Origin of the sequence: Flagellimonas allohymeniacidonis (genome assembly GCF_004296335.1) — a bacterium.
Taxonomy (GTDB): domain Bacteria; phylum Bacteroidota; class Bacteroidia; order Flavobacteriales; family Flavobacteriaceae; genus Flagellimonas; species Flagellimonas allohymeniacidonis.
Map to the genome: position 1 here is coordinate 1,494,659 of NZ_SGIU01000001.1, position 26,397 is coordinate 1,521,055.

Here is a 26,397-nt window from a genome sequence, read left to right on the forward strand (position 1 = left end):
TACCGCTAGCTAGTAGGCCTTTGCAAATAGCACTCTTTGGCCAGATGGCTCCCCTGTCACCATACACTTTCCCTCCTCTTTTATAGGAGGAAATGGAATGCACCTAATCGTTGCTTTCGTCTCTTCCTTTATTTTGTCCTCCGTCTCTCGGGTACCATCCCAATGCGCGGAAATAAAACCTCCCTTTTCTTCCAACACCTTTTTAAATTCATCGTAGGAATCCACAGGTGTTATGTGTGACGTCCTGAAATCAAGTGCCTTTTTATAGATATTATCCTGAATCTCTTCTAAAAGGGAAGATACCTTCGCTACAACAGTATCTGCACCTACGGTTTCTTTTTCCAAGGTATCCCTTCTTGCTATTTCGTAGGTACCGTTTGCCAAATCGCGCTGTCCCACAGCAATACGCAAGGGAACTCCTTTTAGCTCATATTCGTTGAACTTAAAGCCAGGCTTATGGGTATCTCTTTTATCATATTTTACGGAAACACCCTGGGAACGTAATTCTTTCACTAAAGGTCCGATACGTTCAGAAATGGCATCTAATTGTTCCATACCTTTATATATAGGAACAATGACCACTTGTATTGGAGCCAACTTAGGAGGCAATACCAATCCATTATCATCGCTATGCGTCATGATCAACGCGCCCATCAATCGCGTGGAGACCCCCCAAGAAGTGGCCCAAACATATTCCTGACCTCCCTCCTTGGTAGCAAATTTAACATCAAATGCTTTGGCAAAATTCTGACCTAAGAAATGTGATGTTCCAGCTTGTAGTGCTTTCCCATCCTGCATGAGAGCCTCAATGCAGAAGGTTTCCTCTGCTCCGGCAAAGCGCTCACTCTCTGTCTTGGTTCCTTTAATAACAGGCACACCCATATGATCTTCAGCAAATTCAGCGTATACATGCATCATTTGTTCCGCCTCCTCCATAGCCTCTTCCCGGGTAGCATGGGCCGTATGACCTTCTTGCCATAAAAATTCCGTAGTACGCAAAAACAAACGTGTTCGCATTTCCCATCGTACCACATTCGCCCATTGGTTGACCATTATGGGCAAATCGCGATATGATTGTACCCATCGCCGATAGGTATCCCAAATAATAGTTTCTGATGTAGGCCGAACAATGAGCTCTTCCTCCAACTTGGCATCTTCATCCACAACAATGCCACTTCCATCCTCGGCATTTTTCAAACGGTAATGGGTGACTACAGCGCACTCCTTGGCAAAGCCCTCAACATGACTCGCTTCCTTGCTCAGGTACGATTTTGGAATAAAAATTGGAAAATACGCGTTCTCATGCCCTGTTTCTTTGAACATTTTATCCAGCTGGGCCTGCATTTTCTCCCAGATGGCAAACCCATACGGCTTGATGACCATGCATCCTCTTACCCCAGAGTTTTCAGCCAAATCGGCCTTTACTACGAGCTCGTTATACCATTTGGAATAATCCTCACTGCGAGTTGTTAAATTTTTACCCATTCCCTGTAGTTTGGCACAAAACTTGTGACTTAGTTTAGAAAATAATTCGGTAAAGCTAGTTATTTTTAGTATGTTCAACAATAAAAATTGCGATATGAAAAAGTCTCTACCCCGCCTAACTTTTAAGCTTTTTTCCCTGATTTTTGTCGCCATCCTTTTTGCATCCTGTGGATCCTATCAACAGGCATCTTATTATGAAGATGATGGTATATATTCAACCAACAGAGCACCTGTCACACGAGTTGAAAAAAGATCCCCCGAAGCAGTCAGAAATGATAATCGGGAGAGCGATGTATATGGGGACTATTTTGGTCAAAAAGCCGACGAGTTCGATGAAATTTTAGAGGACGAGATCTTTACCGATATCGACAGCTATTCAAGTGGTGTAGAAAACGACAGTATTCCCTTGGGAGCTCAAACCGATTATTTTGCCGATAACAATACCTATCAAGGAAATCCTGCATGGGGTGATAACCCAACGAACCTCACCATCAATGTTTATGACAACTGGGGCGGTGGCTTTGGTTGGGGTTGGAACGACCCATGGCTTTGGAACGGCTGGGGCTGGGGCGGAGGCCTTGGTTGGGGCTGGGGCTGGAACAACCCTTGGCGATGGAATCGCTGGGGCTGGGGCGGTGGCTTTGGCTGGGGCGGCGGTTTCGGTTGGGGCTGGGGCGGAGGCTTTGGCTGGGGCTGGAACAATCCTTGGGTCTGGGGCGGTGGCTACGGATGGGGCGGTGGTTACTGGAACAACCGTTATTACAATAGAGGATTTGCCTACAATAGAGGTCGCAGAGGATATTCCAATACGGTCATTCCTGGAACAAACCTAAGAGGCGGTAGATCAAATTTATCATATAGAGGAAGAAGCTCGACGTCAAGGACGCGGGCTGTTGCCGGAAGATCGAATGTTGGAAGGGGCTCTTCTGCCTATAGAAGTTCGCGAACCTATCGCAGCGGCACGGCAAGAAGGTCTGTAAGTGCTGATGCCGCAACTCGAAATCGAAGTTACAGAACAAGCCGAAGTACGCGAACCTCTCCAGGTTATGGCACAAGTTCAAGAACCAATCGTTCATATGGCACATCTCCTTCTTCAAGAAGCAGTAGAACCTATAGGTCATCTCCTTCTTCAGGAAACAGTAGGACCTACAGAAGTGGAACCTCTGGAAGAACTTCCTCAGGTTATCGCTCATCAGGCAGAAGCACAAGAAGTTATCAATCTTCGGGCAGAACAGCCCCAAGAAGCAGCAACTACAGTAGGTCTAGCGGAAGCTCCAGAAGTTCTGGAAGTTATAGAAGTCCGAGCAGAAGCTCCAGAAGTAGCGGCTACCGAAGCTCACGTAGCGGAAGCAGAAGCTCTGGCAGCTTTAGAAGTTCTGGAGGAGGTAGGTCTTCTTCCGGTAGGTCTTCTGGAAGTCGTGGTGGTGGACGAAGAAGATAAACGCATCCATTTTCAAATAAACTAAATCAGACAAAATGAAAAGATTTTCAACTTTCATAATGGTACTTTCATGCGTTTTCGCAAGTGGCCAGAACATCAACGATGTACTTCGATACAGTCTTGAAGAGGTACAGGGTACAGCACGTTTTCAAGCTATGGGCGGTGCTTTTGGAGCTCTAGGGGGTGATTTATCTTCCATAAACATTAATCCGGCCGGTTCCGCCGTTTTTAACTTCAGCGAGTTTACCATTTCGGGTTCCAACTATAACAGGGACAACGAAGTTTTCTTTGGCAATTCGTTGCGAAGTGGAGATATCAACTCGGTGGAGCTCAATCAAGCTGGAGGGGTTTTCGTTTTCAAATCTTCAGACAGTCCATGGAAAAAACTGGCCTTGGCCGTTAATTATGATTTGGTCCAAAATTTTGATAATGAGTTTTTCGCATCGGGAACAGTCACACAGGGCATAGATAATTACTTTCTCAATTTTGCCGAAGGTCAACCCTTGGGTCCCTTACGAGTGCAGGATGGAGAGTTTATTGAAGATGCTTATTTAGATATTGGTGGCAGTCTTGGATTTGGCGCACAACAGGCCTTTTTGGGCTTTCAAGCCGGTCTTATTGAGCCAACGGCCGATGATGATGCCAATACTTCCTATTTTTCCAACGCTGAATACACCAATGTTAATCAGGATTATCTGCAAAGCACATCAGGATTCAACAGCAAGTTTACCCTTAATTTTGCTGGGCAATACCAGGAAAATCTGTACTTAGGAGCCTCGTTAAACTTCCACTCGGTCCTCTTTGAAAGGGTTACCCTATTGGACGAAACAGGATACGATATAGATTCCCCTGTTCAATTCACCACCTTTGACAACTTTTTGCGAACCGAAGGTTATGGATTTTCATTTGGATTGGGTGCCATTGCCAAATTGAACGATAACATTAGGGTTGGTGGTAGCTATCAATCCCCTACCTGGTACGAGTTTACGGATGATACTTCCCAACGTATCAATTCTACCCTAGCTCAACCGGATATTAATTTCATTGACTTCGGAATTGTTAATCTTTTTGAGGAATATCGTATAAAAACACCATCAAAACTTACTGGAAGCGTTGCCGTGGTCTTTGGGAAAGATGGTCTATTGAGCTTTGATTATAGCTACCAAGATATGTCACAAGCAGAATTGCGCCCCACCACCGATCCAAACTTTGCGCCAGAAAATGATTTTATTGCCAATACCTTGGGCATTGTAAATACCTATAGAGTTGGTGGCGAATACCGAATAGACCAAGTAAGTCTTAGAGCTGGATATCGCTATGAGGAAAGTCCATATGAAAATGGAGAAATCATAGGAGATCTTACCGGATATTCTGGTGGAGTGGGATACAGCTTTGGAGGAAATAGAATAGATCTGGCTTTTGTTAGAACCGAAAGGGATGTGAATGAGTTATTGTTCGACTCAGGACTTAGTAGCACGGCCATGATAAATCGGATAAATACAAATATCACCTTAGGGTACACCCTTAAGTTTTAATATAACTCAAAAATGCGCTTGGGAAGGGTCGGAAATTTTCCGACCTTTTTTCTTATCGTACCAAAGAGAAGTGCCTTCGAACGGAACGGGCAACAACAACACCTTGGTCATCACGATCATAATCCAACCTAAACCAATAATCAGAAGATGGCAACTCGCGTCCATTAAACGTACCATCCCAGCCCAGGCTCTGATCTAACTCCTTTAAAAGTTTTCCATAGCGATCAAAAATATATACTGCAGGATTGGTTAGGGTCTCAATTCCCAATACGTTCCAGTTGTCGTGAATGCCGTCCCCATTTGGGGTAAAGAACTTAGGATATCCCACAACCAAGAATTCAATAGGTTCGGTGGTTCCACAACCGTTCTTATCATTGATCACAACCGTATTCACTCCTGGAGGCACATCCAAGAAAATAGGATCATCTTGAAACTCACCGCCATTAATGGCATATTCAAAATCTCCATCACCCAAAGGTATAATCTCTACATTGTATGGATCGGTTTGATCACTATTTACCAAATCGTCAATAACGCGAACCTCATCCAACTGGGGAACGCCATAAAAAGTAATCAGAATGTCATCAGTAATGATAGTTGCCAGGGTTGTTTCAATGGTCACACGATAGCGTCCAGAATTAGGACTGGTCACTGTGAGCTCCGTAGCTCCGGCACCTGTGGCCAAAACTTGGTCATAAATTCCATCATCCTCAAAATCCACTTCCCAAGTAACATTGGCAATATCAGGACCAGCGGGAGAGTTCAAAGCGCTTAAAACAATATCGGGGTCGCCCTCACAGGCAATAATATCCAATCCCAAAAACTCATCACGAAGTGTACAGTCCAATGCAGTGTTTTGGTCTGCATCCACTGAACTACCCGTAAACGTCAGCGAGAAAGGTTCAGAATCACCGTTAAAGTTGGTGTTGTAATTGTTTATAAAAAGATAGTAGATTTCACCGGCCTGAACGTCCAACCACTCATCATACGTATTTTGACTTCCTTTGACAAAAGGTGCACCAGGCTGCCCATTTATTGGGTTTACTCCGATACCTGTAAAGCCCGTATCATTTACTTCATAGTTGCAGCGTATGGGTTGGCTAGTACCATCCCCAATGGTTCCACAAAAATTCTGTCCAGATGTTTGGTCAAACGGACCATAAAGGGCAAAATCCCACTCAGCAGTTACAATTCCGCCTGGGATTACCGGCAAAGCTTCAATGTCAAATCCAATTTGACCATCAGTGCCCGCTCTAAAAACATACCATGAGGTGTTGTTTTCAATATTGGCGGAGGCAACACTACCCTTTTCCAGACATCCGGATTGGGTAATTACGTTAGGGTCAAAATCATCTATATCACCACCACCATCCGTTGCGGACAAAATAGGAGCATCGGCACATACAGGAATGGCCGTTCTACAGTCCGGGGAGTTTTGGGAATAAGCTTCGACAAAAAACAGGAAAAAACAGCAGATAGCGCAAAATAGAGCTCTCATGGGTTTTGGGGCTAAAAGGTTATTCTGTGTACTTCCTACTATAACTTAAGAAAGCCCTGTTTTAGTATGTTTTATCCAAAAAAATGCGCCGTTAATCGATAAACTGCAGCTTCGGCTCAACGCTTCAATGAAAAATGATTCCTGAGGTACTTGGCCAAAACCCGGTTACCATCATTGTCCAAATAGGACAATTTGAACCAATAATCGGTGGATGGCAGTGGGTTACCATTGAGATTTCCATCCCACCCTGCATCAAATTCATTTAGCTGGGTAATCAATTTTCCATACCGATCATAGATGGTGATTACAGGACTATTCAATTCAGATAGGCCTTCAATATGCCATGTTTCATTCAATACATCCCCATTCGGAGAAAAAATGGCTGAAAAACCAACCACCACAAAATTTTCCGTGACTTCCCCACACCCTAAGGTATCCCTCATGGTCACTGTATGCATACCCCCGGCAACTCCTTGAAAAATGTTGCTGGATTGGAAAACGCCATCGTCCAATTGGTATTCGAAATTTCCTTCCACCTCTGTAAGCACCGTAACCACATTGTTGGTATTCAAGTCATCTATTTCAATATCTGAAATAGCCGGGGCATTCGATATACTCACCTGTACCGTTCTTGTTTGGGGACAAGAAATCGTACCGGAGGAATTGGTTACAGTTAGGGTATATGCACCTGCTTGGGTTACGTTGATGGTCGGTGTGGATTCTCCAGAATCCCATGCGTAGGTATAGCCTGGATTCGGAAGGGTCTCGCCAATCGTGATACCTGCAGAGTCTTCGCAGATACTAACCTCCTCCGGAAAACTAAGCTCTGGCAACTCCAAGGCATTCAGTTCAAAGCTTTCGAGCGCATCGTAACAGTCAGGATTGGCCAGGGAGGTAGTTCTCACATACACAATCTCAGAGCCTGAAGTTTTAGGATACATCTTTGGTAAAGGGTTGATTCCCAGTTCCGCATCGGATTGGGAGCTATGATAGCTTACCCTAAAGTCGTTAGGATTTTGAGTTCCCAGCGCCTCGGCATCCTTGGCACCAAGATCAAAGGACACGGTGGAATCCCAGCAATATTCTTCATGGGAGAGTGCTTCGGTCACGGGAATTGGATTAAACCCTATTTGGACATCACTGACCACGGAACCCGTAGCTGTGGTGACCACTACCCGATAAATTGCCGAAACCGTGGCGTTATAGGTGGCATTGGTCTCCCCTGAGATGGGTTGAAACCCTGAACCTAGGTCTTGATACCAGCTATATCCGGTTGCACCGACCGTTGTGGCATCCAAAGGAACGCTATCCCCTTCACAGGCAGCCACAGGAGGTCCCAAAAGATTGCTAATTATGGAACAGTCCAAAGCATCATTGGGGTTGGTCGCGAATATGTTTCCTGTAAACTGAATGGAAAATCCAGAGTTGGTATTGCTGAAATTATTGATAAGGAGAAAATAATCCTCTCCGGCAGCAACATCCACCCAATCCTCAAAATAAATGGAAAATTGTCCACCATCGGGATGCTCTCCCACCCCTGTATATGACGTGCCATCGCCATTATCGAAAAAATTACACCGTATAGGATCTCCCAAAGCAGAGCAACTTGAAGCACGATACAGGGCAAAATCCCAATCTTCGTTGTTGGCATGGCCAATATTGAAGCCCAACTGCCCAGATGCTGAGGTTCTGAAACGATACCAAACCGAGTTGGACTCGATAAATCCAGATAGAGAGGTTTCCAAACACCCTGTAGAAGTGGCACCATTGAAATCATCAATGCCGTAACCATTGGCGCCTTCGTTGATAGGGGTATTATTGCAAATAGGAATAGCACTGGCACAATCCGCTGCTACTTGAGCGAAGGCCATAGGACAAAAGAATACGAGGCAAATAACTTTGATCAAAAGTCTTACCATAAAACTTGCAAGTTTTGGGCATAGTAAAAATAAAGTACCCATTGCCTTAACAATAATTTATGTTGCCAAACGCTGGATACCAGATGTTAAATAGGCCATTAATGTATATCTTTGCTGCCTTGAAGAATAAGGAAATGAAACTACAGCAGGCATTGGAGGAGCAGTATGAAGAGCGAGGAAACGAACATATTGGTTCCTCCAGCGAAACCCCCATTCGGGAAGATGCTTTCGTACTCAGTGATGATGAGAAAATAGAACGCATTCAAAACAGTGTTCGCGAAATCATGTTGACCCTAGGCCTAGACCTAACGGATGACAGTCTTAACGGGACTCCAAAAAGGGTGGCCAAAATGTATGTTAAAGAGATTTTTGGGGGTCTACATCCCGAAAGAAAACCAAAATCCTCCACCTTCAAAAACAAGTACAAATACGGTGAAATGTTGGTAGAAAAGAACATTGTGCTCTATTCTACCTGCGAACATCACCTACTTCCCATTGTGGGAAGGGCCCATGTCGCCTATATTTCCAATGGAAGCGTGGTCGGTCTCTCCAAAATGAACCGTATTGTGGATTATTACGCCAAACGCCCACAGGTTCAGGAGCGTTTGAATATCCAAATTGTAAAAGAGCTTCAAAGAGTTTTGGGAACGGAAGATGTGGCCTGCGTTATCGACGCCAAACATTTATGTGTAAATTCCCGCGGTATCCGCGATATAGAAAGCAGTACGGTAACCGCCGAATATGGTGGTAAGTTCAAGGATGAGGCGGTAAGAAGGGAGTTTTTGGATTATATTAACCTGGAAACCGAGTTTTAATTGCACCTATTTCATGCAGCTTTATAAAAACCAACCGCTAAAAGTACACAACTCTCTTACCGGAAAAAAAGAGCTATTTCAACCCATAAATGAAGGTCATATCGGCATGTACGTCTGTGGACCTACAGTATACAGCAATGTTCATTTGGGAAATTGCCGCACGTTTATGTCATTTGATATGATTTTCCGGTATTTCAAGCATTTGGGCTATAAAGTGCGATATGTGCGTAACATTACCGATGCCGGACACTTGGAAAATGATGCAGATGAGGGCGAGGATAAAATCGCGAAGAAGGCAAAATTGGAACAGATTGAACCCATGGAAGTGGTTCAGCGGTATACGGTTGATTTCCATAATACGCTACAGAAATTCAATTTACTACCTCCCAGTATCGAACCCACCGCTACCGGGCATATTATTGAACAAATTGAGATCATCAAAGAGATTTTGGAAAAGGGCTATGCCTATGAGGTGAATGGTTCTGTGTATTTTGATGTAGAGAAATTCAACGAAACCCACGAATATGGCAAGTTAAGCGGAAGAAAATTAGAGGATATGATTGCCAATACCCGTGAACTTACCGCTCAGAGTGAAAAGAAGAATCCGCAAGACTTTGCACTTTGGAAAAAAGCGGACACACACCATATCATGCGGTGGCCATCACCCTGGGGAGATGGATTCCCGGGCTGGCATTTGGAATGTACGGCCATGAGCACCAAATATCTAGGGGACACCTTTGACATCCACGGTGGCGGAATGGACTTGAAATTTCCACATCACGAATGCGAAATTGCACAAGCTGAAGCCAGTAATGACCAATCTCCCGTAAACTACTGGCTGCACGCCAATATGTTGACTTTGAATGGTAAAAAGATGTCAAAGTCTACCGGCAATAATATCTATCCCAATGAAATTTTTAGCGGGGAGAACGGTATTTTGAGCAAAGCTTATACCCCGGCCGTAGTTCGTTTTTTTATGATGCAAGCGCATTATACCAGTATTCTTGATTTGAGTGATGAAGCTTTACAAGCATCTGAAAAAGGATACCTAAGGTTGATGGAAGCCCTTAGTACTGCTGACCAATTGTCAACTGGTCCAAAATCGGATTTTGATGTGGAAGCGTGGCGCCAAAAGTGCTACGACGCCATGAATGACGATTTCAATACGCCCATTTTGATTTCCCATTTGTTTGATGCTGTAAAACATATCAATCTTATCAAGGAAGGAATGGAGTCAATCAGCGAAAATGACAAAACAGTGCTTATTTCAACAATGCGTGCTTTTGTGCATGAGGTATTGGGCATTGAACATCAAAGTGAGGCGAAAGACGATTCCCAAGCACTCAATGGGGTACTTGAACTTCTTATCGAACTTAGAAATCAGGCACGGGCTAACAAAGATTTTGCTACCTCTGATAAAATTCGGGACCAACTGATTACCTTGGGTATTCAATTGAAGGATAACAAAGAAGGCACTAGCTACAGCATAAAATAATCAGATAGCCTGCCCGAGATGGAAATTCCGAATTTATGACTCTAAAGAAGGTTCTTATCGCTCCCTTCGTGGCGTTGGTTCGATTGTACCAACTGCTTATTTCACCCTATACGCCAGCAACATGTCGCTACTCCCCAACCTGCTCTGCCTATACTTTGGAAGCGCTACAAAAACATGGACTTTTTAAAGGGGGATGGCTTTCCCTCAAGCGTATTTTTAGTTGTCACCCTTGGGGCGGTAAGGGATATGACCCTGTTCCATGACACATACTTGAAATTTCAAAATCACCTCCTTAATTTGAAAGTGATCTAACATCTAATAAGTATATTAGCCCAAAAATTTTATCCATGTATTTTCTTGGCTTTAATTGGAATCCCGACGATACACTTTTGAAACTGGGTGTTATCCAAATCAAATATTACAATCTGCTTTGGATTGCCGCATTTGTAGTGGGTTGGTTTTTGATGAAAAGGATTTTTAAGAAGGAAAACAAGTCCATGGAAAAACTGGATTCATTGTTTATCTACGCTGTGGTTTCCATAATGCTCGGAGCCAGATTGGGCCACGTGTTTTTTTACGATTGGGATTACTACAAAAATCATCTGATTGAAATTCTACTTCCCATTCGCGAAAGTGCCGAAGGTTCCCTCTTTGGAATCATCAATGGCTATGAGTTTACCGGCTTTACTGGTCTGGCCAGTCATGGAGCGACCATTGCAGCCATTATCGGAGTATGGTTGTACTGCCGTAAATGGAAGGATATCAAAATACTTTGGCTATTGGACAGAATGGTCGTAGTATCCGCCATTGGCGCTTGTTTTGTTCGATTGGGCAACTTTTTCAATTCTGAAATCAATGGAAAAGTGGTGGACCAATCCTTTGTGCTGGCCACGCGATTCATTCGAGATTCAGATGATATGCCCGCTTACAAGGCCATGTCGATTACTAAGGAGAAAACTGCGAGCGCAGCCTACAAAGCCATTGAAACACAACCTGAGTTTGCCAGTGTGTTGCAGAGTATACCTTATCGACATCCCGCACAACTGTATGAAGCTATTTGTTATCTTTTAGTTTTTGTTGCACTCTACCTGCTTTACTGGAAAACGGATAAGGGACAAAAAGTGGGATACCTGTTTGGCCTGTTTATGGTATTGCTTTGGACGACTCGATTCTTTGTGGAATATTTCAAAAAGAGCCAAGGTGGTTTTGAGGAATCGTTAGGACTGTTATCCACGGGGCAATGGTTGAGTATCCCCATGATTGGAATAGGGCTCTATTTCATGTTCAGACCCAGTAAAAATACCAGCAAGGCGCAATAAAGAATTATATGAGATTTTTAATTGCAATAGCTTTGGCTTCTACCCTTATCATGGTTTCATGCAAAAAGGAAACCAAACAGGAAATCAAAACGGAAGCCATTCGTTTTAAAAAGGAAGGGGAATTGACGATTTTTCAATCTGCAACTGACTCTACGCTGGTAAAATTGAATATTGAAATTGCCGAAACTGATTACGAGACCCAAACAGGACTTATGTACCGTGAGTCCATGCTAGAAAATCAAGCTATGCTATTTATTTTTCCAGATAACTCGGTGCGCTCATTCTATATGAAAAACACCCAATTCCCCTTGGACATCATCTATATTGATGAAAATTTCAAGATTGTAAGCTTCCAAAAAAATGCTCAACCTTTGGATGAAAAAGGTTTACCCTCGGAAGTTCCCGCCAAGTACGTTCTAGAAGTCAACGCAGGTCTATCTGACAAATGGGGTCTTAGTGCAGGAGATAAAATTGACTTTACCCGAAACTGATGGGCAAATTTTTGTTGGACGGTGAAAGCTCAGAACGACTATATTTTCGAAAGGTTGCTCTCGACGATTTTGATGACTGGCTTCCTTTCTTTTTAAACCCCTTGTCCACTCAATATTGGGAAGGACTGCCTGATGAACCCGAAGAGGCTTGTCGGCAGCAGTTTGATCGTATATTTGAACGGTATCGAGATGGTTCAGGAGGGATGAATGCCCTGATTCACAAGACCACTTCAGGACTAATTGGGCTTTGTGGGCTTTTAGTACAACGTGTTGATGGACAACAGGAATTGGAAATTGGGTATTCTGTACTCCCAAAGTTTTGGCTACAGGGATTTGCTTTTGAAGCGGCCCAAAAATGTAAAAATTTTGCTTTTGATAATAGGTTTACCGATTCCCTTATTTCAATCATTCATGTAGACAATGTTCCTTCCCAAAAAGTAGCCCAAAAGAATGGTATGCATCTTGAAAAGACCACAACTTACAAGGAGAATCCCGTACATATTTTTAGGGTAAATCAGGGATAATCCTTACTTTGAAATGACCATTTTTTAAAACTCACCTAAGCTCTACATGTTAGAACATTGTGCCATAGTTGTCGATAACCAAACCCATATCGAAAAGTTGGCGCAAGAAATCCTGAGCGGAAAAGTGCAGGGTTTTGAGCGTTTAAAAGCCAAAAAAGGACTCCTCTTTTCCAATGAGCAAATAGAACAATTCATTTGGGAGGAAGAGCAACATGACCGCAAGGAGTTGACTCAAGAAAGTGAACAAACACTCCGCTCGATGAGCAGCGGAGAACGTAAAAAGTCATTACTGCAACATCTTTTGGTGCAAAATCCCGAATTCTTGGTCTTGGTCAACCCTTTTGATCATCTGGATAGTGAATCACAGCAGTTTTTGAAAGAGCGATTCTTGAACATCTCAAAATCAATATCCCTCATTCAGTTGGTAGGCCGTGCAAATGATATCCTACCCGACACAAAAAAGTATGGCACCTTTAAAAAGGGTTTGCTGAAATGGTATAAAAGTAAAAATGCATTTTGGGATTCGTTGAAAAACAACCCCCTGTCATTTTCCGAGCGCATTCCCAATGCGGTAAAAGCAAATCATTATCCAGGTGAGGAGTTGGTGACATTTAAAGACGTCTCTGTGAGCTATGATGGCAGACCCATTCTTGATCAAATCAATTGGACCATTAGAAAGGGTGAATTTTGGCAATTGATGGGTCCAAATGGGAGCGGAAAAACCACCCTGCTTACCATGATAACTGGTGACAACCTTAAAGGTTATGGGCAAGATCTTACACTATTTGGCCATAAAAAGGGAAGTGGTGAAAGTGTTTGGGATCTTAAGGAGCAAATTGGTTATTTCACACCTAGTATGGTGGACCAATTTCGAGGTTATCATTCTGCCCTAAACATGATTATATCGGGGCTCCACGATTCAATAGGGTTGTACACGGAACCCTCCGATACAGAGGTAAGAACTGCTTACCAATGGCTTCGACTTGTAAACCTGGGGCAAAAAAGAGAAGAACTTTTTAAGACCCTAAGTACCGGTGAAAAAAGGTTGGTCATGCTGGCCCGCGCCATGATAAAACATCCACCTTTACTTATTTTGGATGAACCTACCGCTGGTTTGGATGATTCCAGCGCAGCTTTTTTCATTTCTTTGGTGAACAAAATAGCCGAAGAAAGTGATTCTGCCATCGTTTTTGTCTCCCATAGACGAGAAAAAAATCTCAACCCAAAATATATCATGGCTCTCAAACCTGAAGAAGATGGCTCTGTTGGTTTGGTTAAGAAAATGTGATCTCATCCCCTCTCTTTCCCCTTTTCACTAAGTTTTTCCTATCTTAAGAAAATACCAATAACAAACAGGCTAAGATGCAAAAAATCAATGTAAAACCAGGCGCTAAGATTGAGGATTACAAAGCCTACGGTTCTTTATATTCCTCGGTTTTGGATTTTTTGGAACAATCAAAAAATTCGTTGCAAGCTATCCAGGGCTGTACGATTTGGATGATCAATTCTACAGCCATTGGTGGTGGTGTGGCGGAAATGTTACCCAGTCAAATGAGAATACTTAGGGAATTGGGCGCATCCATTGAATGGTTGGTCATTGAAGCCAAGGAGGAAGCCTTTTTCGATTTAACCAAGCGCATGCACAATGCAATACATGGAAGTGGTGACGGGAAATTTTCCGAAGCTGATCGGGAGATTTATGAATCCGTTAACCGTCAAAACCTTTCTAAAGCTTTGCAACTTATAAAAGATGGGGATATCGTCGTGGTGCATGACCCCCAGCCCATGCCTTTGGCAGCTATGATCAAAAAAGAAAGAAATGTCCCTATAATTTGGCGATGCCATATTGGTCTTGAGGAAGATACGGAAGTTACCGACGCAGTCTGGAATTTTCTAAGTCCCTATACGGACGATTACGACCATTTCATTTTTAGTTTACCCTCCTATGTTCCCAAATCATTGAAAAAAAAGACGTCAATAATTCCACCCGCCATTGATCCCTTGAGCCATAAAAACAGGGCGCTGCAATTGCACAAATGCATCGGGATTCTATATCAATCCGGTATTTTGGACGAACACAAGGCTATTTTGTACCACCGATATAACCACTTGGTGAGAAGAATCTTGCCCGATGGTTCCTTCGGAGAAGTCAATGCCCAGGAAGATTTAAATTTTTTATACCGTCCCATCGTCACCGAAATATCAAGATGGGATAGACTAAAGGGTTTCAAAGAGCTGATGCAGGCGTTCATCAAAATGAAGCATGACAATCGAAAGTTTGGTGACCCGGATAGCTTGGAATACAAACGGATTGAAATGACACTTTTAATTTTGGGTGGTCCTGACCCAGCTTTTGTTTCCGATGATCCTGAAGGGCAAATGGTGTTGAAGGAACTTACGGAACAATATCAAGCCGCGGACCCAAGTATGCAAAATAGCATTGCCATTCTTTTGCTACCCTTGGACAATCCGAAGGAAAATGCTTTGATCGTAAATGCTTTGCAACGGTCTTCCAGTATTGTGGTTCAAAACTCCATTCAAGAGGGATTTGGACTGACCGCCACCGAAGCCATGTGGAAGCGAAAACCTGTATTGGTATCGGGTGCTGCCGGATTGAAATATCAAGTAGAGCATAACAAAACAGGAAAGATAAACGAGGACCCAACCGATATAGCAAGTTTGTCAAAAGCATTGGTCTACATGCTCAACCATCCGAAAGAGCGTGACAAATGGGGTTTTAATGGACAGTCCAGGGTCATCCAAAACTTTACGCTCTTCAGCCAGCTAATTTCGTGGCTGGATGTCTTTGCTAGAATAAAAACCACAGTTCACATATGAGAGAGGAAACTCTAAAAGTATATGATGCATTGATTGCAGCCAATCCTAATTTTGAGCGCAAGGGAAAAACAATGCCTTATACCTCGGCCAACGGGTATATGTTTTCTCAGGTAAATAAGGCTGGAGAATTGGGAATACGCCTATCGAAGGCCGATACCGAAGAATTCGATGCCAAATACGGGGCAGAGCCCTTTTTATCTTACGGGTCCAAAATGCGCGAATATGTACTCATTCCAAAAGAATTGTTGGCCGATAAGGAGACCCTAGAGTATTTTCTTCAGAAAGGGTACGAGCATGTGATGTCGCTTCCTCCTAAATAACCCTTTCGGTATGGGCTTTTATGATTTATCAAAGGACGAACGGGCACAGCTGGTTCAAAAAATCGACTCCGCCATTTTAAAGGGACTAAAAGACGGAGATTCTAAAACACTCCTTCCCTATTTTGAAGACTCGGATACCTACATTCGAAAAGCTGCTTATTTAGCTATTGGAAAAGTTTACAAGGCGAAAAAAGTGGCCCCCTTAAAAATTATTTCTGTTTTAAAAAGTCTTATGGAATCCGATTCGGAAAAAGTAAGACAAACTACGGTCAATGCCGCTGGTGAAATTGGTAAAACCGACTTTCCCCTAGTCCAAACCTTTTTTGAAAGAGAGCTCTTCGATGTGCATCACTCGGTAAGAAACGCTGTGATTGGTTCGATTAAAAAAATGGGTGAAAAAAACCCTCAGCCGGTCTTAGGTTGGGCCAAGACCTATCTACATCATCCCAACAAAGAAATTCGGAGAGAAATATGCCATGGTATTGAGCTCAGAGGGCGTACACATCCTCAAGATATACTCCCATTATTAAAAGAACTACAACACGACCCTACTGCAAGGGTACGAAACACCCTGATTCATGTTCTTGGTCAGATTGCCTATAAAAAGGGGTGTTTAAAGACCGTAGTGAATGAACTTAACCATTGGGAAAACAAGGAGCTAGTGGAAAAAGCGCTGGATGAAATTGTTGATGTACACCATCGCTACAAAAATTTTGCGGTTCTATCACAAGAAGAGGTCATGGTATTTATTGATCAGCACTATATGAAAAGACCAGATTAAAAAGTCCAAAGAACAGACAATAAAAAAGCCACTCTTTAGAGTGGCTTTTTTATATCATTGGTTTGCATTTTCTCAGGCTGTGGCCAAAGAACCGATTTTCTTTCTTAACGCGTCAAACATAATTGGTGTTGCAATGAATACCGATGAATAGGTACCCACAAGAACCCCAACAATCATTGCAAACATAAAGCCTCGAAGGCTCTCACCACCAAATACAAAGATGGCCAAAAGTACAATCAATGTGGTTAGGGAGGTGTTCAAGGTACGACTCAATGTACTGTTCAATGCTTGATTGATATTTTCCCCATTTTTCCATCCCTTAAGGTTCACAATCTCACGAATACGGTCAAAAACAACCACAGTATCGTTCAATGAATAACCGATAACCGTAAGGATAGCCGCTATGAACGCTTGATCAATTTCCATGTTGAATGGCATTATTTTCCCTGTAAGCGAAAAGATGCCCAATACAATCATTACATCATGGAATACCGCGATTACGGCCCCCAATGAGAATTGCCATCTTCTAAATCGGAATAGGATGTAGAGGAATACTACCGCCAACGAACCTATGATGGCCAAAAAGGCATTTTTCTTAATGTCGTCTGCGATGGTAGGTCCTACTTTAACAGATTGTAAAATACCTAATGACTTCTCAGAAGCACCCACTGTAAAGTCTTCAAAGGTGGTACCGTCAGGTAAATACTTTTGAAGTGAAGTATAGAGTTTGTTTTGAATTTCCGTATCAACCTCAATGCCCTCAACATCTACTTTATAAGGTGTGGTCACCTTAATTTGGTTTGCTTCCCCAAAGGTTTTTACATTGGTTCCACTACCAAACACCGTATTCAATTCGGAGGCAATTTCTGATGGGTTCACCGCTCGTTCGAAACGGATTTGATATGAACGTCCTCCAACAAAATCAACACCTTGTTGTAATCCTGTGGTAAATAAGGAGAATGCACCAACACCAACCAAAATAAACGAAACGACATAGGCAATCTTGCGTTTTCCCAAGAAATTGATGCTCATATTCTTGAACAGGTTCTTGGTAATCGATGTAGAAAATTCCAAGCTTCGCCCCTTTTTAGCAATGTAGGTATCCACCATCAAACGCGTGATGAAAATCGCTGTGAACAAAGAGGTGACAATACCAATCAACAAGGTAGTCGCGAATCCTTTTATGGGTCCTGAACCGAAGATAAATAAGATAATGGCCGTCAAGCCAGTAGTAATATTTGCATCCAAAATGGAAGATAACGCATTACTGAAACCATCTGCAACCGCCTGCGCTTTCCCTTTACCTCGGGCCAATTCTTCCTTAATTCTTTCAAATATCAGTACGTTGGCATCAACCGACATACCAATGGTCAGTACAATACCTGCAATACCTGGCAAGGTAAGCACTGCACCTAGACTAGTAAGAACACCGAAAATCAATACAATATTGAACGTTAAGGCGATGTCAGCGAAGATACCGGCCTTACCATAATAGAAAATCATCCACACCAGCACGAAGGCCATAGCTATCATGAAGGACATAAACCCACTATCGATGGCCTCTTGCCCTAAAGAAGGTCCAACGACTTCCGACTGAATGATTTCGGCCGAAGCGGGTAATTTACCTGCACGAAGTACGTTGGCAATATCCTTGGTTTCGTTTACGGTGAACGTTCCTGTAATTTCCGAGCGTCCTCCTGAAATAGGTCCAGAGGAAACCCCAGGAGCCGTGTATACCTTATTATCCAGAACAATGGCAATCCCTGTTTGGTTGTTATAGGCGTCCCCTGTCAATTTTTCCCACTCTTTTGCACCTCTGGTGTTCATGGTCATGCTCACAGCAGCTTTGTTGAACTGATCAAAAGTATCCTGGGCATCAGAGACCACATCACCACTAATTCTTGGGACTCCGTCTCTATTGGATTTCAGGGCATATAGCTCAACAACTTCAACATCTTTTGCTGGTCTTTCCCAAAGAAACTTGGTAAACTGAACGTCATTCGGCAACAACCTTCTTATTTGAGGCATACGAAGATATCCTCCTACCTCAGCAGTATCGGTAACCAAAGCTCTTGCTATGGCGTGGCTGCCAGGATTGGCCGGAATCAATTTGCTCAACAAAGGGTTCACCTCGGGAGCCAGATCCAAAGAATCTTGGGCGACATCAGATAGCAAAGAATCAATTTCTGACTCTGGCTTTGCTACTTCCTCTTCCTTCTCTTCGGGTTCTAAAATCTCTTTGAGTCTTTCATTGGCGTTTACAAAGAATGCTCCTAAACTTTGGCTACTTTGAGGGTAGGTTTCCCAGAATTCCAATTGCGCCGTGCTGGAAAGCAACTCTTGCGCCCTTGCAATGTCTCGTGCTCCAGGCAACTCAACCAAAATGCGGCCAGAGTTTCCTTCCCGCTGAATGTTGGGTTGGGTCACCCCGAAACCATCAATACGTTCACGAAGTACTTCAAAGGCTGAAACAATGGACTCATCAATTTTTCTTCGGATGATTGGTTTAACCTGATCATCGGTCATTTGAAAATTAATGTCGTCGCTAAGACCCTTGTTGGCGAAAATATCAGGTGATGCCAATTTAGCATCCCCCTTTACATTGTCGAAAGCTTCAAAAAAGAGTTCGATGTATGTGTTATCACTGCTTTTCGATGCTTCATCGGCATCGGCAATAGCCTTGTTGAAGATTGGATTTTTGGTATTGTTGGCCAATCCCTTCAGAATATCTTTAACAGAAATCTGAAGCGTTACATTGATTCCTCCTTTAAGGTCAAGACCTTTATTCAGTTCCTTTGTCTTGGCATCCTCGTAACTCGTAAACCCTAGAACAGAGGCTGGGCCAATAGAATCCAAATACGATGCTTCTAAAGCCTCACGCTTTGCCACATAATCTTCCTCAGCTTCCGAAATTTGGTTGACAGCATAGGTCTCAGCATCCTTTTCCAACTTACTAGTGATGAAAGTAAAGGAGAGCTGATAAATGCTCACAACTCCAAAAAGGATCGCGAAAAGCCTTATAAGTCCTTTATTTTGCATTGATTATTAAAATTTTAGAAGTTTTCTTAAACAGCGTGCAAATATATCATTTCCCTTAAGATTTGCCAATAGAATTTAAGGGAATTGCAAGGCCGAGAATGGCATATACTGTTAAAAAAGGATTGTCATTTCGAACCTTTATAATAAGAAATCTCAGGAAACACACATCAGATTTCTCGCTTTGCTCGAAATGACAATCGCTATAAGCTTGTCAGGTACTACACCTGAAGCAATGTATTGGTTTTGGACACCCCTTCGGCACTTTCTTGCATTTTGGCCTTTTCAGCGTCACTTAACTCGATTTCCACAATTTTCTCGATACCATTTTTCCCCAAAAGAACAGGAACTCCGATACAGATATCGTTCAAATTGTACTCCCCTTCCAAATATGCAGAGCAAGGGAACATCTTTTTTTGATCACAAGCAATGGCCTGAACCAAGCTTGAAACTGCAGCTCCAGGAGCATACCACGCGCTGGTACCAAGCAACTTGGTCAAGGTGGCACCACCAACTTTGGTGTCTTCAACTACTTGCTTCATTCTATCATCAGAAAGAAATTCAGATACCTTCACACTATTTCTGGCAGCATGGCTGATCAAAGGCACCATACCTTTGTCGCTATGACCACCGATTACCATTCCATCAATATCAGAGATGGGGGCATCCAATGCCTCCGCCAATCGATATTTAAATCGGGCACTGTCCAAGGCGCCTCCCATACCGATGATTCGATTTTTTGGTAAGTCCGTAGTTTTATGAACAAGGTACGTCATGGTGTCCATTGGATTACTTACCACGATCATTGTAGTGTTAGGGGAGTGTTCAAGCAAACTACTGGCCACTGATTTCACAATACCCGCATTTATTCCAATTAATTCTTCTCGGGTCATCCCAGGTTTTCTAGGGATTCCCGATGTTATTACCGTAATATCACTGTTTGCAGTTTTTGAATAATCTCCCGTTGTGCCGGTGATTTTGGTATCAAATCCATTCAAGGAGGCGGTCTGCATCAAATCCATTGCTTTTCCTTCAGCATACCCCTCTTTGATATCCAACAAAACGACTTCAGACGCAAAGTTTTTCATTGCGATATATTCGGCGCAGCTTGCCCCAACGGCTCCTGCTCCAACTACGGTAACTTTCATAGAATTTCGATTTAAATTTAACGGCACAAAAATACGCTATTTAAGACAGAAAAAAGCTGATAATTATCCTCTTTCAATCCTTTATTCATGTTCCCGGAAACATGTAGGGGAAATCTTGGTTCTGTTAAGAAATTGTGCAGTTCATCGAGTAAATTACTGCATCTGTAGCAAATAGTGATTCTCTCAACAATACTTCCCTCAATTTCTACGTTGTCATAGTCCCAAATCCTACTTAATGCACTTGACCTATGAAGAAGCTCTTTTCATTATTGGCCATTGTATCCATAATAGCGGTAAGTAACTGTACCGATATTCCAGAGAACAACGATCCCATATTAGGGGTCTGGGTACGAGCAACAGCAGGCGCTGAAGAGGCCAAATCAAATAATATTACCAAAGAGGAATGGATTTTCAATGATGTCTTTTTAGGAAGGTATCAGAGTTATTCCGGTTCAGATCTTGTTTTTTACACAGATTTCAAATGGTCTGAGGAAAATGGAACATACACCATTATCTACTCAGGAACCAACATTGAAACTGTTACTGTAAGTTTGGAAGAAGCCAATTCACCCGAGACTTTGGCTCTCCAAAATGGAGATATTTTCGCTACCCGAGATTAGCGGAAATTGCACTTATGAAAATAGGACGCCCGGTCATTGGCCGGGCGTTCTTTATTGTTGATGGATAAGTTTCTATTATCTGAAGCCAAAATTCAAACCAAAAGTGAAAGTGCTGAACTCAGCAATATTATAGTCAGCATTGATTCTAAAGAACCCTAATTTAAGTTTGGTTCCAATATTACCCACAACACCACTAACATTGTTTGTAATCAAAAATGGATCTTCGTAGGTGGTTTGAAAGGGACCTGAGGTCACCACATAGGTTCCTAAGATATCCGTATCCGATTTTCCAGTAATGTATCCCAATCCCCCATAAAAGTTGATAACCGGGAGTTTGGTGGAAACCACGGCGCTAAAATTCCATGAACTGAACTTTGCATCAATGCGCTGATTTTCACCTGCAATTACATCAGTATCGGTAAAATCATATTCACCACTCAATCGGGTATATCCAATTACTGCAGAAATAGCCACTGGAAGAATTTTATCAGCCGGAAGGTGTTTTGTAAAGTCGTGTTGTACACCAAATCCATATAAGCCAATTTTTACATCGTCCGTATCTATTTTTGGAAGGAACCGGGCTTTGACTTCCGTTCCCTTAATTAATCCTACACTGGCTTGAATGTACCCAGAGGGCACAAAGTTCAAGTCTTCAGACGCGAGACCAGAAGGCAATTCAAAATCTGCCCGGACCGAGGTTCCATTTACATCCGCTTCCACAAACACGTCTACGCCTTCAATATCTCCCAATGCAGTGGAAACCTGTCGGGAAGTACTTCCGTCTGCAAACTGTAGGTTTTCATAATCAGCAGTATCCAAGGTGAAGGACTTTTTGTCATCTTTGTTTTTGAATCCCGTGAGATTTCCCACAATTGATATTTCAAACCCTCCTAGGGGTTTTGCATCAGCTGAATTATACCAGCCATTGGAAATGCTATATACTCCAGCTTCGGTAACTGGCGCCAGATAACTGGTAGTGTATCTTTCCGCATCGTTGAGGCCCGCGGCCAACAAATCATTTAAATTGGATTGTGCCATTCCTAGGGAAAAACTGCACAATACAAGAATCAAGACTATTCTTTTCATCATGTAAAAGTTTTCCTAAAGCTAAAAAACTCGCCTTGTAAGGGCGAGTTTTTGTTGTGAAATGGTACTAATTATGCATCTATGTTCGCATAAACGGCATTTTTCTCAATGAATTCTCTTCGTGGAGGCACCTCATCACCCATCAGCATCGAGAAGATACGATCTGATTCCGTGGCGTTATCAATGGTTACTTGGCGCAAAGTTCTGAACTCTGGATTCATAGTGGTATCCCAAAGTTGTTCGGCGTTCATTTCACCCAGACCTTTGTAGCGTTGGATGCCAGCTGTGCCACCCATAGACTCCACAATCTCATCACGCTCTTTGTCATCCCACGCATATCGTCGCTTAGTTCCCTTTTTCACCAGATAAAGGGGCGGTGTGGCAATGTAAACATGTCCATTTTCTATGAGTTCACGCATATATCGAAAAAAGAAGGTCAAAATAAGGGTCTCGATATGGCTTCCATCCACATCGGCATCACACATGATGACCACTTTGTGGTATCTGAGTTTCTCAAGGTTCAAAGCCTTACTGTCCTCTTCAGTTCCTATGGTTACCCCAAGGGCCGTGTACATGTTTTTTATCTCCTCGTTTTCAAAGACCTTGTGTTGCATGGCCTTTTCAACATTCAAAATCTTACCTCTTAGGGGCAAAATGGCCTGAAAGTTTCTATCTCGGCCCATTTTGGCCGTTCCCCCTGCAGAATCACCCTCGACCAAAAACAATTCACAGTTCTCTGGGTTTTGATCCGCACAATCTGATAATTTTCCTGGAAGGCCCCCTCCAGTCATAGGATTTTTCCGTTGCACCATTTCGCGGGCCTTGGCAGCAGCATGCCGGGCTTGGGCAGCCAGTATCACTTTCTGAACTACTGACTTCGCATCGTCTGGATGTTCTTCCAAATAATTGGTCAACATTTCGGAAACAGCCTGACTTACAGCACTGGTTACTTCCCTGTTCCCTAATTTGGTCTTGGTTTGACCCTCAAACTGGGGCTCAGCTACTTTAACCGACACAATCGCTGTCAATCCCTCTCGGAAATCGTCACCAGAAACCTCAAATTTGAGTTTGTCCAACATTCCAGATGAATCAGCATATTTTTTCAGAGTACTGGTCAACCCCCTTCTAAAACCGGAAAGGTGTGTACCACCTTCGTGGGTGTTGATATTGTTCACATAGGAATGGAGGTTTTCTGTATATCCTGTATTGTAGATCATGGCCACTTCCACAGGAATTTCATTCTTTTCCCCCTCCATGGAAATCACACTTTGAATCAGGGGCTCGCGATTGCCATCCAAAAACCGAATAAACTCCTTAAGACCTTCATTGGAGAAGAAAGTTTCTGAGATAAATTCGCCTTTATCGTCCTTGTTGCGTTTATCTGTTAGCGTAATTGTGACTCCCTTGTTCAGATAGGACAATTCCCGCATTCTGTTTGCCAGAGTGTCATAGCTATACTCGGTGGTTTGGGAGAATATAGAATCGTCTGGTGTAAAGGTCACCATAGTACCAGATTCTTTGCTCTCGCCTACACTTTTTACAGGGTAAAGGGTTTTTCCACGCTCATATTCCTGCTCCCAAATTTTTCCTTCGCGATGCACAGTGGCTTTCAAATGCTTGGATAGTGCGTTCACCACTGAAACCCCAACACCATGCAAACCACCCGAGACTTTGTAAGAATCCTTATCAAACTTACCTCCGGCACCAATCTTAGTCATTACCACTTCCAAGGCCGATACCCCTTCCTTTTTGTGCAGTCCTACAGGGATACCCCTACCGTTGTCATGGACCGTTATGGAATTGTCCTCATTGATGGTTACCTGAATTGTATCACAGTAACCTCCCATGGCCTCATCAATCGAGTTATCCACCACTTCATAAACCAAATGGTGCAAACCCCTAACCCCAACATCACCAATATACATGGAGGGACGCATCCGCACATGCTCCATACCCTCAAGGGCCTGAATGCTGTCTGCGGAATATTGCTTTTTGTTAGCCTCTTCGCTCATAAATTTACCTTGTTAATTTTGAAAATTTCAAATCCTACAAATATAAGAAATACCCAGTAAAAATGGGCTATAAGGCTATATTGAACCTTTGAAGTTATCAACAAGATTTTGTGGAAAACCAAGGAAAAATCCTTAGTTGGGTTATTAATGGGCAAGGAACACAAAAAACCCCTTTAAAAAGGGGCTTTTCTGACTAATTTAAAACGAATCATACCGTTTGCACACGGTATTGATAATGACTCCAATAGGTTGACTTAATAAGCGTCTTCATGAACATTTGCAACAGCTCTCCCAGAAGGGTCATTCATATTCTTGAAAGCTTCATCCCATTCCAAGGCAATCTTCGTACTACACGCCACGGAAGGTTCCTGGGGAACACTAAAAGCTGCAGCATCAGAAGGAAAATGTTGCTCAAAAATAGATCGATAATAGTACTCTTCTTTAGTGGTGGGGGTTTGAATCGGGAACTTAAAATGGGCATTGGCCAATTGTTCATCAGAAACTTCTTGTTCCACCAACTCCTTAAGCGTATCAATCCAACTATAGCCTACACCATCTGAGAATTGTTCTTTCTGACGCCAGGCCACGCTTTCTGGCAAATAGGACTCGAATGCTTTTCGTACGACCCATTTTTCCATTCGCTCTCCATTGATCATTTTGTCCTTTGGGTTGATACGCATAGCAACATCCATAAACTCCTTGTCCAAAAATGGGACTCTCCCCTCTATTCCCCATGCGGCCAAAGATTTGTTGGCACGAAGACAATCGTACATATGCAATTTGTCGAGTTTACGAACAGTTTCTTCATGAAAGTCCTTTGGACTTGGTGCCTTGTGAAAATAGAGGTACCCTCCAAAGAGTTCGTCAGCACCTTCTCCTGAAAGTACCATTTTTATCCCCATGGATTTGATTACTCGAGCCATGAGATACATGGGTGTGGAAGCCCTAATCGTTGTAATATCGTAGGTCTCCAGATTGTAGATAACGTCCTTAATGGCATCCAGTCCCTCTTGTATTGTGAATTTAATCTCATGGTGAACCGTGCCAATATGATCGGCCACCTTTTGGGCAGCTGCCAAATCAGGTGAACCTTCCAATCCTACTGAAAACGAATGCAATTGCGGCCACCAAGCTTCTTTGGTATCATCTGATTCAATACGCTTTTGGGCATACTTTTTTGCGATGGCTGAAGTTACTGAAGAATCCAAGCCGCCTGAAAGAAGTACCCCATAAGGTACGTCAGACATCAACTGACGGTGAACAGCAGCTTCGAGTGCGTCGCGAATCTCTTCAATACTGGTTTCGTTTTCCTTAACGGCATCATACTCCATCCAGTCCCTTTTGTACCATCTTTTGAATTCTCCGTCAGAGCTGTGAAGGTAGTGGCCCGGAGGAAACAACTCAATTTTGGTACATACACCCTCCAGCGCCTTTAATTCAGAGGCCACATAAAATGTTCCATTTCTATCCCAGCCTATGTACAACGGAATGATGCCCATATGATCTCTGGCGACAAAATACTCCCCTTTTTCACTATCATAAATGGCAAATCCGAAAATCCCGTTCAATTCATCCAAAAAATCGACTCCTTTCTCTTGATACAAAGCCAAAATAACCTCACAGTCCGATTGGGTCTTAAATTCATATTTCCCCTCAAAGGGCTTTCTCAGCTCTCTGTGGTTGTAAATTTCTCCATTGGCGGCCAATATGAGTTTGCCGTCAGCACTGTATAAAGGTTGCTTGCCCGAAGCGGGATCTACAATGGCCAAACGCTCATGGGCCAAAATAGCCTTGTCATTTGAATATATTCCGCTCCAATCAGGGCCCCTATGCCTCACTTTTTTTGACATTTCAAGCAATTGAGGTCTTAACTTATCAGAGCTCTCCTTTAAATCAAAAGCACATACAATTCCACACATAATCTTTCTTTCTAGTTACAATTATGATTCAAAAATGAAATTTAAATACCAATTATGAAATAAAAAAGTATATTATAATTACATATTTCAATAAAAAAGATTGAATTTTAACTCA

The 26,397-nt window shown here is 42.8% G+C and carries 21 protein-coding genes; 13 read left to right on the forward strand and 8 right to left on the reverse strand.

Translation table 11 applies throughout. From position 1 onward, the window contains the following. Positions 1-9: 9 nt before the first annotated feature. Complete coding sequence (proS, locus tag EW142_RS06885) at positions 10-1,485, reverse strand: proline--tRNA ligase (RefSeq protein WP_130611561.1); 1,476 nt, start codon at positions 1,483-1,485, stop codon at positions 10-12. A gap of 94 nt (positions 1,486-1,579) precedes the next feature. On the opposite strand from proS, the gene EW142_RS16685 reads away from it, so the two are divergent. Beyond that, the gene (locus EW142_RS16685) at positions 1,580-2,926 is read left to right on the forward strand and encodes a hypothetical protein (RefSeq protein WP_165395231.1); all 1,347 of its coding nucleotides are present in this window, start codon (positions 1,580-1,582) and stop codon (positions 2,924-2,926) included. A 35-nt stretch (positions 2,927-2,961) separates the two neighbouring features. Beyond that, positions 2,962-4,461 (forward strand): OmpP1/FadL family transporter, encoded by a 1,500-nt coding sequence (locus EW142_RS06900; protein ID WP_130611570.1) that lies wholly within the window; start codon positions 2,962-2,964, stop codon positions 4,459-4,461. Positions 4,462-4,513: 52 nt separating this feature from the next. On the opposite strand, the gene EW142_RS06905 is transcribed toward EW142_RS06900, so the two are convergent. Together EW142_RS06905 and EW142_RS06910 are read right to left on the reverse strand one after the other, a co-directional pair. Next, on the reverse strand, positions 4,514-5,959 hold the full coding sequence (locus tag EW142_RS06905; RefSeq protein WP_130611573.1) for a T9SS type B sorting domain-containing protein: 1,446 nt from the start codon (positions 5,957-5,959) through the stop codon (positions 4,514-4,516). A gap of 116 nt (positions 5,960-6,075) precedes the next feature. Further along, positions 6,076-7,878 carry a T9SS type B sorting domain-containing protein gene (locus EW142_RS06910; protein WP_130611576.1) on the reverse strand — a complete coding sequence of 601 codons (1,803 nt, stop codon included), beginning with the start codon at positions 7,876-7,878 and terminating at the stop codon, positions 6,076-6,078. 134 nt (positions 7,879-8,012) lie between these two features. Between EW142_RS06910 and folE the strand changes: the two genes are divergently transcribed. The 10 genes from folE (at position 8,013) to EW142_RS06960 (ending at position 16,461) form a co-directional block, all read left to right on the forward strand. Beyond that, positions 8,013-8,693 (forward strand): GTP cyclohydrolase I FolE, encoded by a 681-nt coding sequence (folE, locus tag EW142_RS06915; protein ID WP_130612520.1) that lies wholly within the window; start codon positions 8,013-8,015, stop codon positions 8,691-8,693. A 13-nt stretch (positions 8,694-8,706) separates the two neighbouring features. Next, entirely contained in the window at positions 8,707-10,188 is a 1,482-nt protein-coding gene (gene cysS, locus EW142_RS06920) for a cysteine--tRNA ligase (protein ID WP_130611578.1), read from the forward strand. Positions 10,189-10,223: 35 nt separating this feature from the next. Further along, the gene (yidD, locus tag EW142_RS06925; protein WP_130611581.1) at positions 10,224-10,451 is read left to right on the forward strand and encodes a membrane protein insertion efficiency factor YidD; all 228 of its coding nucleotides are present in this window, start codon (positions 10,224-10,226) and stop codon (positions 10,449-10,451) included. Positions 10,452-10,535: 84 nt separating this feature from the next. Beyond that, on the forward strand, positions 10,536-11,507 hold the full coding sequence (gene lgt / locus EW142_RS06930; protein ID WP_130611584.1) for a prolipoprotein diacylglyceryl transferase: 972 nt from the start codon (positions 10,536-10,538) through the stop codon (positions 11,505-11,507). Between the two features lie 8 nt (positions 11,508-11,515). After that, on the forward strand, positions 11,516-11,998 hold the full coding sequence (locus EW142_RS06935; RefSeq protein WP_130611587.1) for a DUF192 domain-containing protein: 483 nt from the start codon (positions 11,516-11,518) through the stop codon (positions 11,996-11,998). Then, positions 11,998-12,522 carry a GNAT family N-acetyltransferase gene (locus EW142_RS06940; RefSeq protein WP_130611590.1) on the forward strand — a complete coding sequence of 175 codons (525 nt, stop codon included), beginning with the start codon at positions 11,998-12,000 and terminating at the stop codon, positions 12,520-12,522. The genes EW142_RS06935 and EW142_RS06940 overlap by 1 nt, the downstream gene beginning before the upstream one ends. Positions 12,523-12,568: 46 nt before the next feature. Beyond that, the gene (locus tag EW142_RS06945; RefSeq protein ID WP_130611593.1) at positions 12,569-13,810 is read left to right on the forward strand and encodes an ATP-binding cassette domain-containing protein; all 1,242 of its coding nucleotides are present in this window, start codon (positions 12,569-12,571) and stop codon (positions 13,808-13,810) included. Positions 13,811-13,884: 74 nt separating this feature from the next. Continuing rightward, positions 13,885-15,360 carry a glycosyltransferase gene (locus tag EW142_RS06950; protein ID WP_130611596.1) on the forward strand — a complete coding sequence of 492 codons (1,476 nt, stop codon included), beginning with the start codon at positions 13,885-13,887 and terminating at the stop codon, positions 15,358-15,360. After that, a complete protein-coding gene (locus tag EW142_RS06955; protein ID WP_130611598.1) occupies positions 15,357-15,680 on the forward strand; it encodes a hypothetical protein in 324 nt (107 codons plus the stop codon). The genes EW142_RS06950 and EW142_RS06955 overlap by 4 nt, the downstream gene beginning before the upstream one ends. A gap of 10 nt (positions 15,681-15,690) precedes the next feature. Continuing rightward, positions 15,691-16,461: a HEAT repeat domain-containing protein gene (locus EW142_RS06960; RefSeq protein ID WP_130611601.1), complete on the forward strand. Its 771-nt coding sequence runs from the start codon at positions 15,691-15,693 to the stop codon at positions 16,459-16,461. 72 nt (positions 16,462-16,533) lie between these two features. Here EW142_RS06960 and secDF read toward each other — a convergent pair whose 3' ends face one another. Both secDF and mdh read right to left on the reverse strand, forming a co-directional pair. Further along, the gene (gene secDF, locus EW142_RS06965; RefSeq protein WP_130611603.1) at positions 16,534-19,500 is read right to left on the reverse strand and encodes a protein translocase subunit SecDF; all 2,967 of its coding nucleotides are present in this window, start codon (positions 19,498-19,500) and stop codon (positions 16,534-16,536) included. A 218-nt stretch (positions 19,501-19,718) separates the two neighbouring features. Next, positions 19,719-20,645: a malate dehydrogenase gene (mdh, locus tag EW142_RS06970; protein WP_130611606.1), complete on the reverse strand. Its 927-nt coding sequence runs from the start codon at positions 20,643-20,645 to the stop codon at positions 19,719-19,721. Between the two features lie 248 nt (positions 20,646-20,893). Between mdh and EW142_RS06975 the strand changes: the two genes are divergently transcribed. Further along, the gene (locus EW142_RS06975) at positions 20,894-21,265 is read left to right on the forward strand and encodes a hypothetical protein (RefSeq protein WP_130611609.1); all 372 of its coding nucleotides are present in this window, start codon (positions 20,894-20,896) and stop codon (positions 21,263-21,265) included. A 75-nt stretch (positions 21,266-21,340) separates the two neighbouring features. Here the strand turns inward: EW142_RS06975 and EW142_RS06980 are convergent, their stop codons facing one another. The 3 genes from EW142_RS06980 to asnB all read right to left on the reverse strand — a co-directional run bounded on the left by EW142_RS06980 (position 21,341) and on the right by asnB (position 26,282). Then, on the reverse strand, positions 21,341-22,351 hold the full coding sequence (locus EW142_RS06980) for a DUF6588 family protein (protein WP_130612523.1): 1,011 nt from the start codon (positions 22,349-22,351) through the stop codon (positions 21,341-21,343). Positions 22,352-22,422: 71 nt separating this feature from the next. After that, positions 22,423-24,363: a DNA topoisomerase (ATP-hydrolyzing) subunit B gene (gene gyrB / locus EW142_RS06985; RefSeq protein ID WP_130611612.1), complete on the reverse strand. Its 1,941-nt coding sequence runs from the start codon at positions 24,361-24,363 to the stop codon at positions 22,423-22,425. A gap of 254 nt (positions 24,364-24,617) precedes the next feature. Beyond that, positions 24,618-26,282, reverse strand: a complete 1,665-nt coding sequence (gene asnB / locus EW142_RS06990; RefSeq protein ID WP_130611615.1) for an asparagine synthase B — start codon at positions 26,280-26,282, stop codon at positions 24,618-24,620. Positions 26,283-26,397 lie beyond the last annotated feature (115 nt).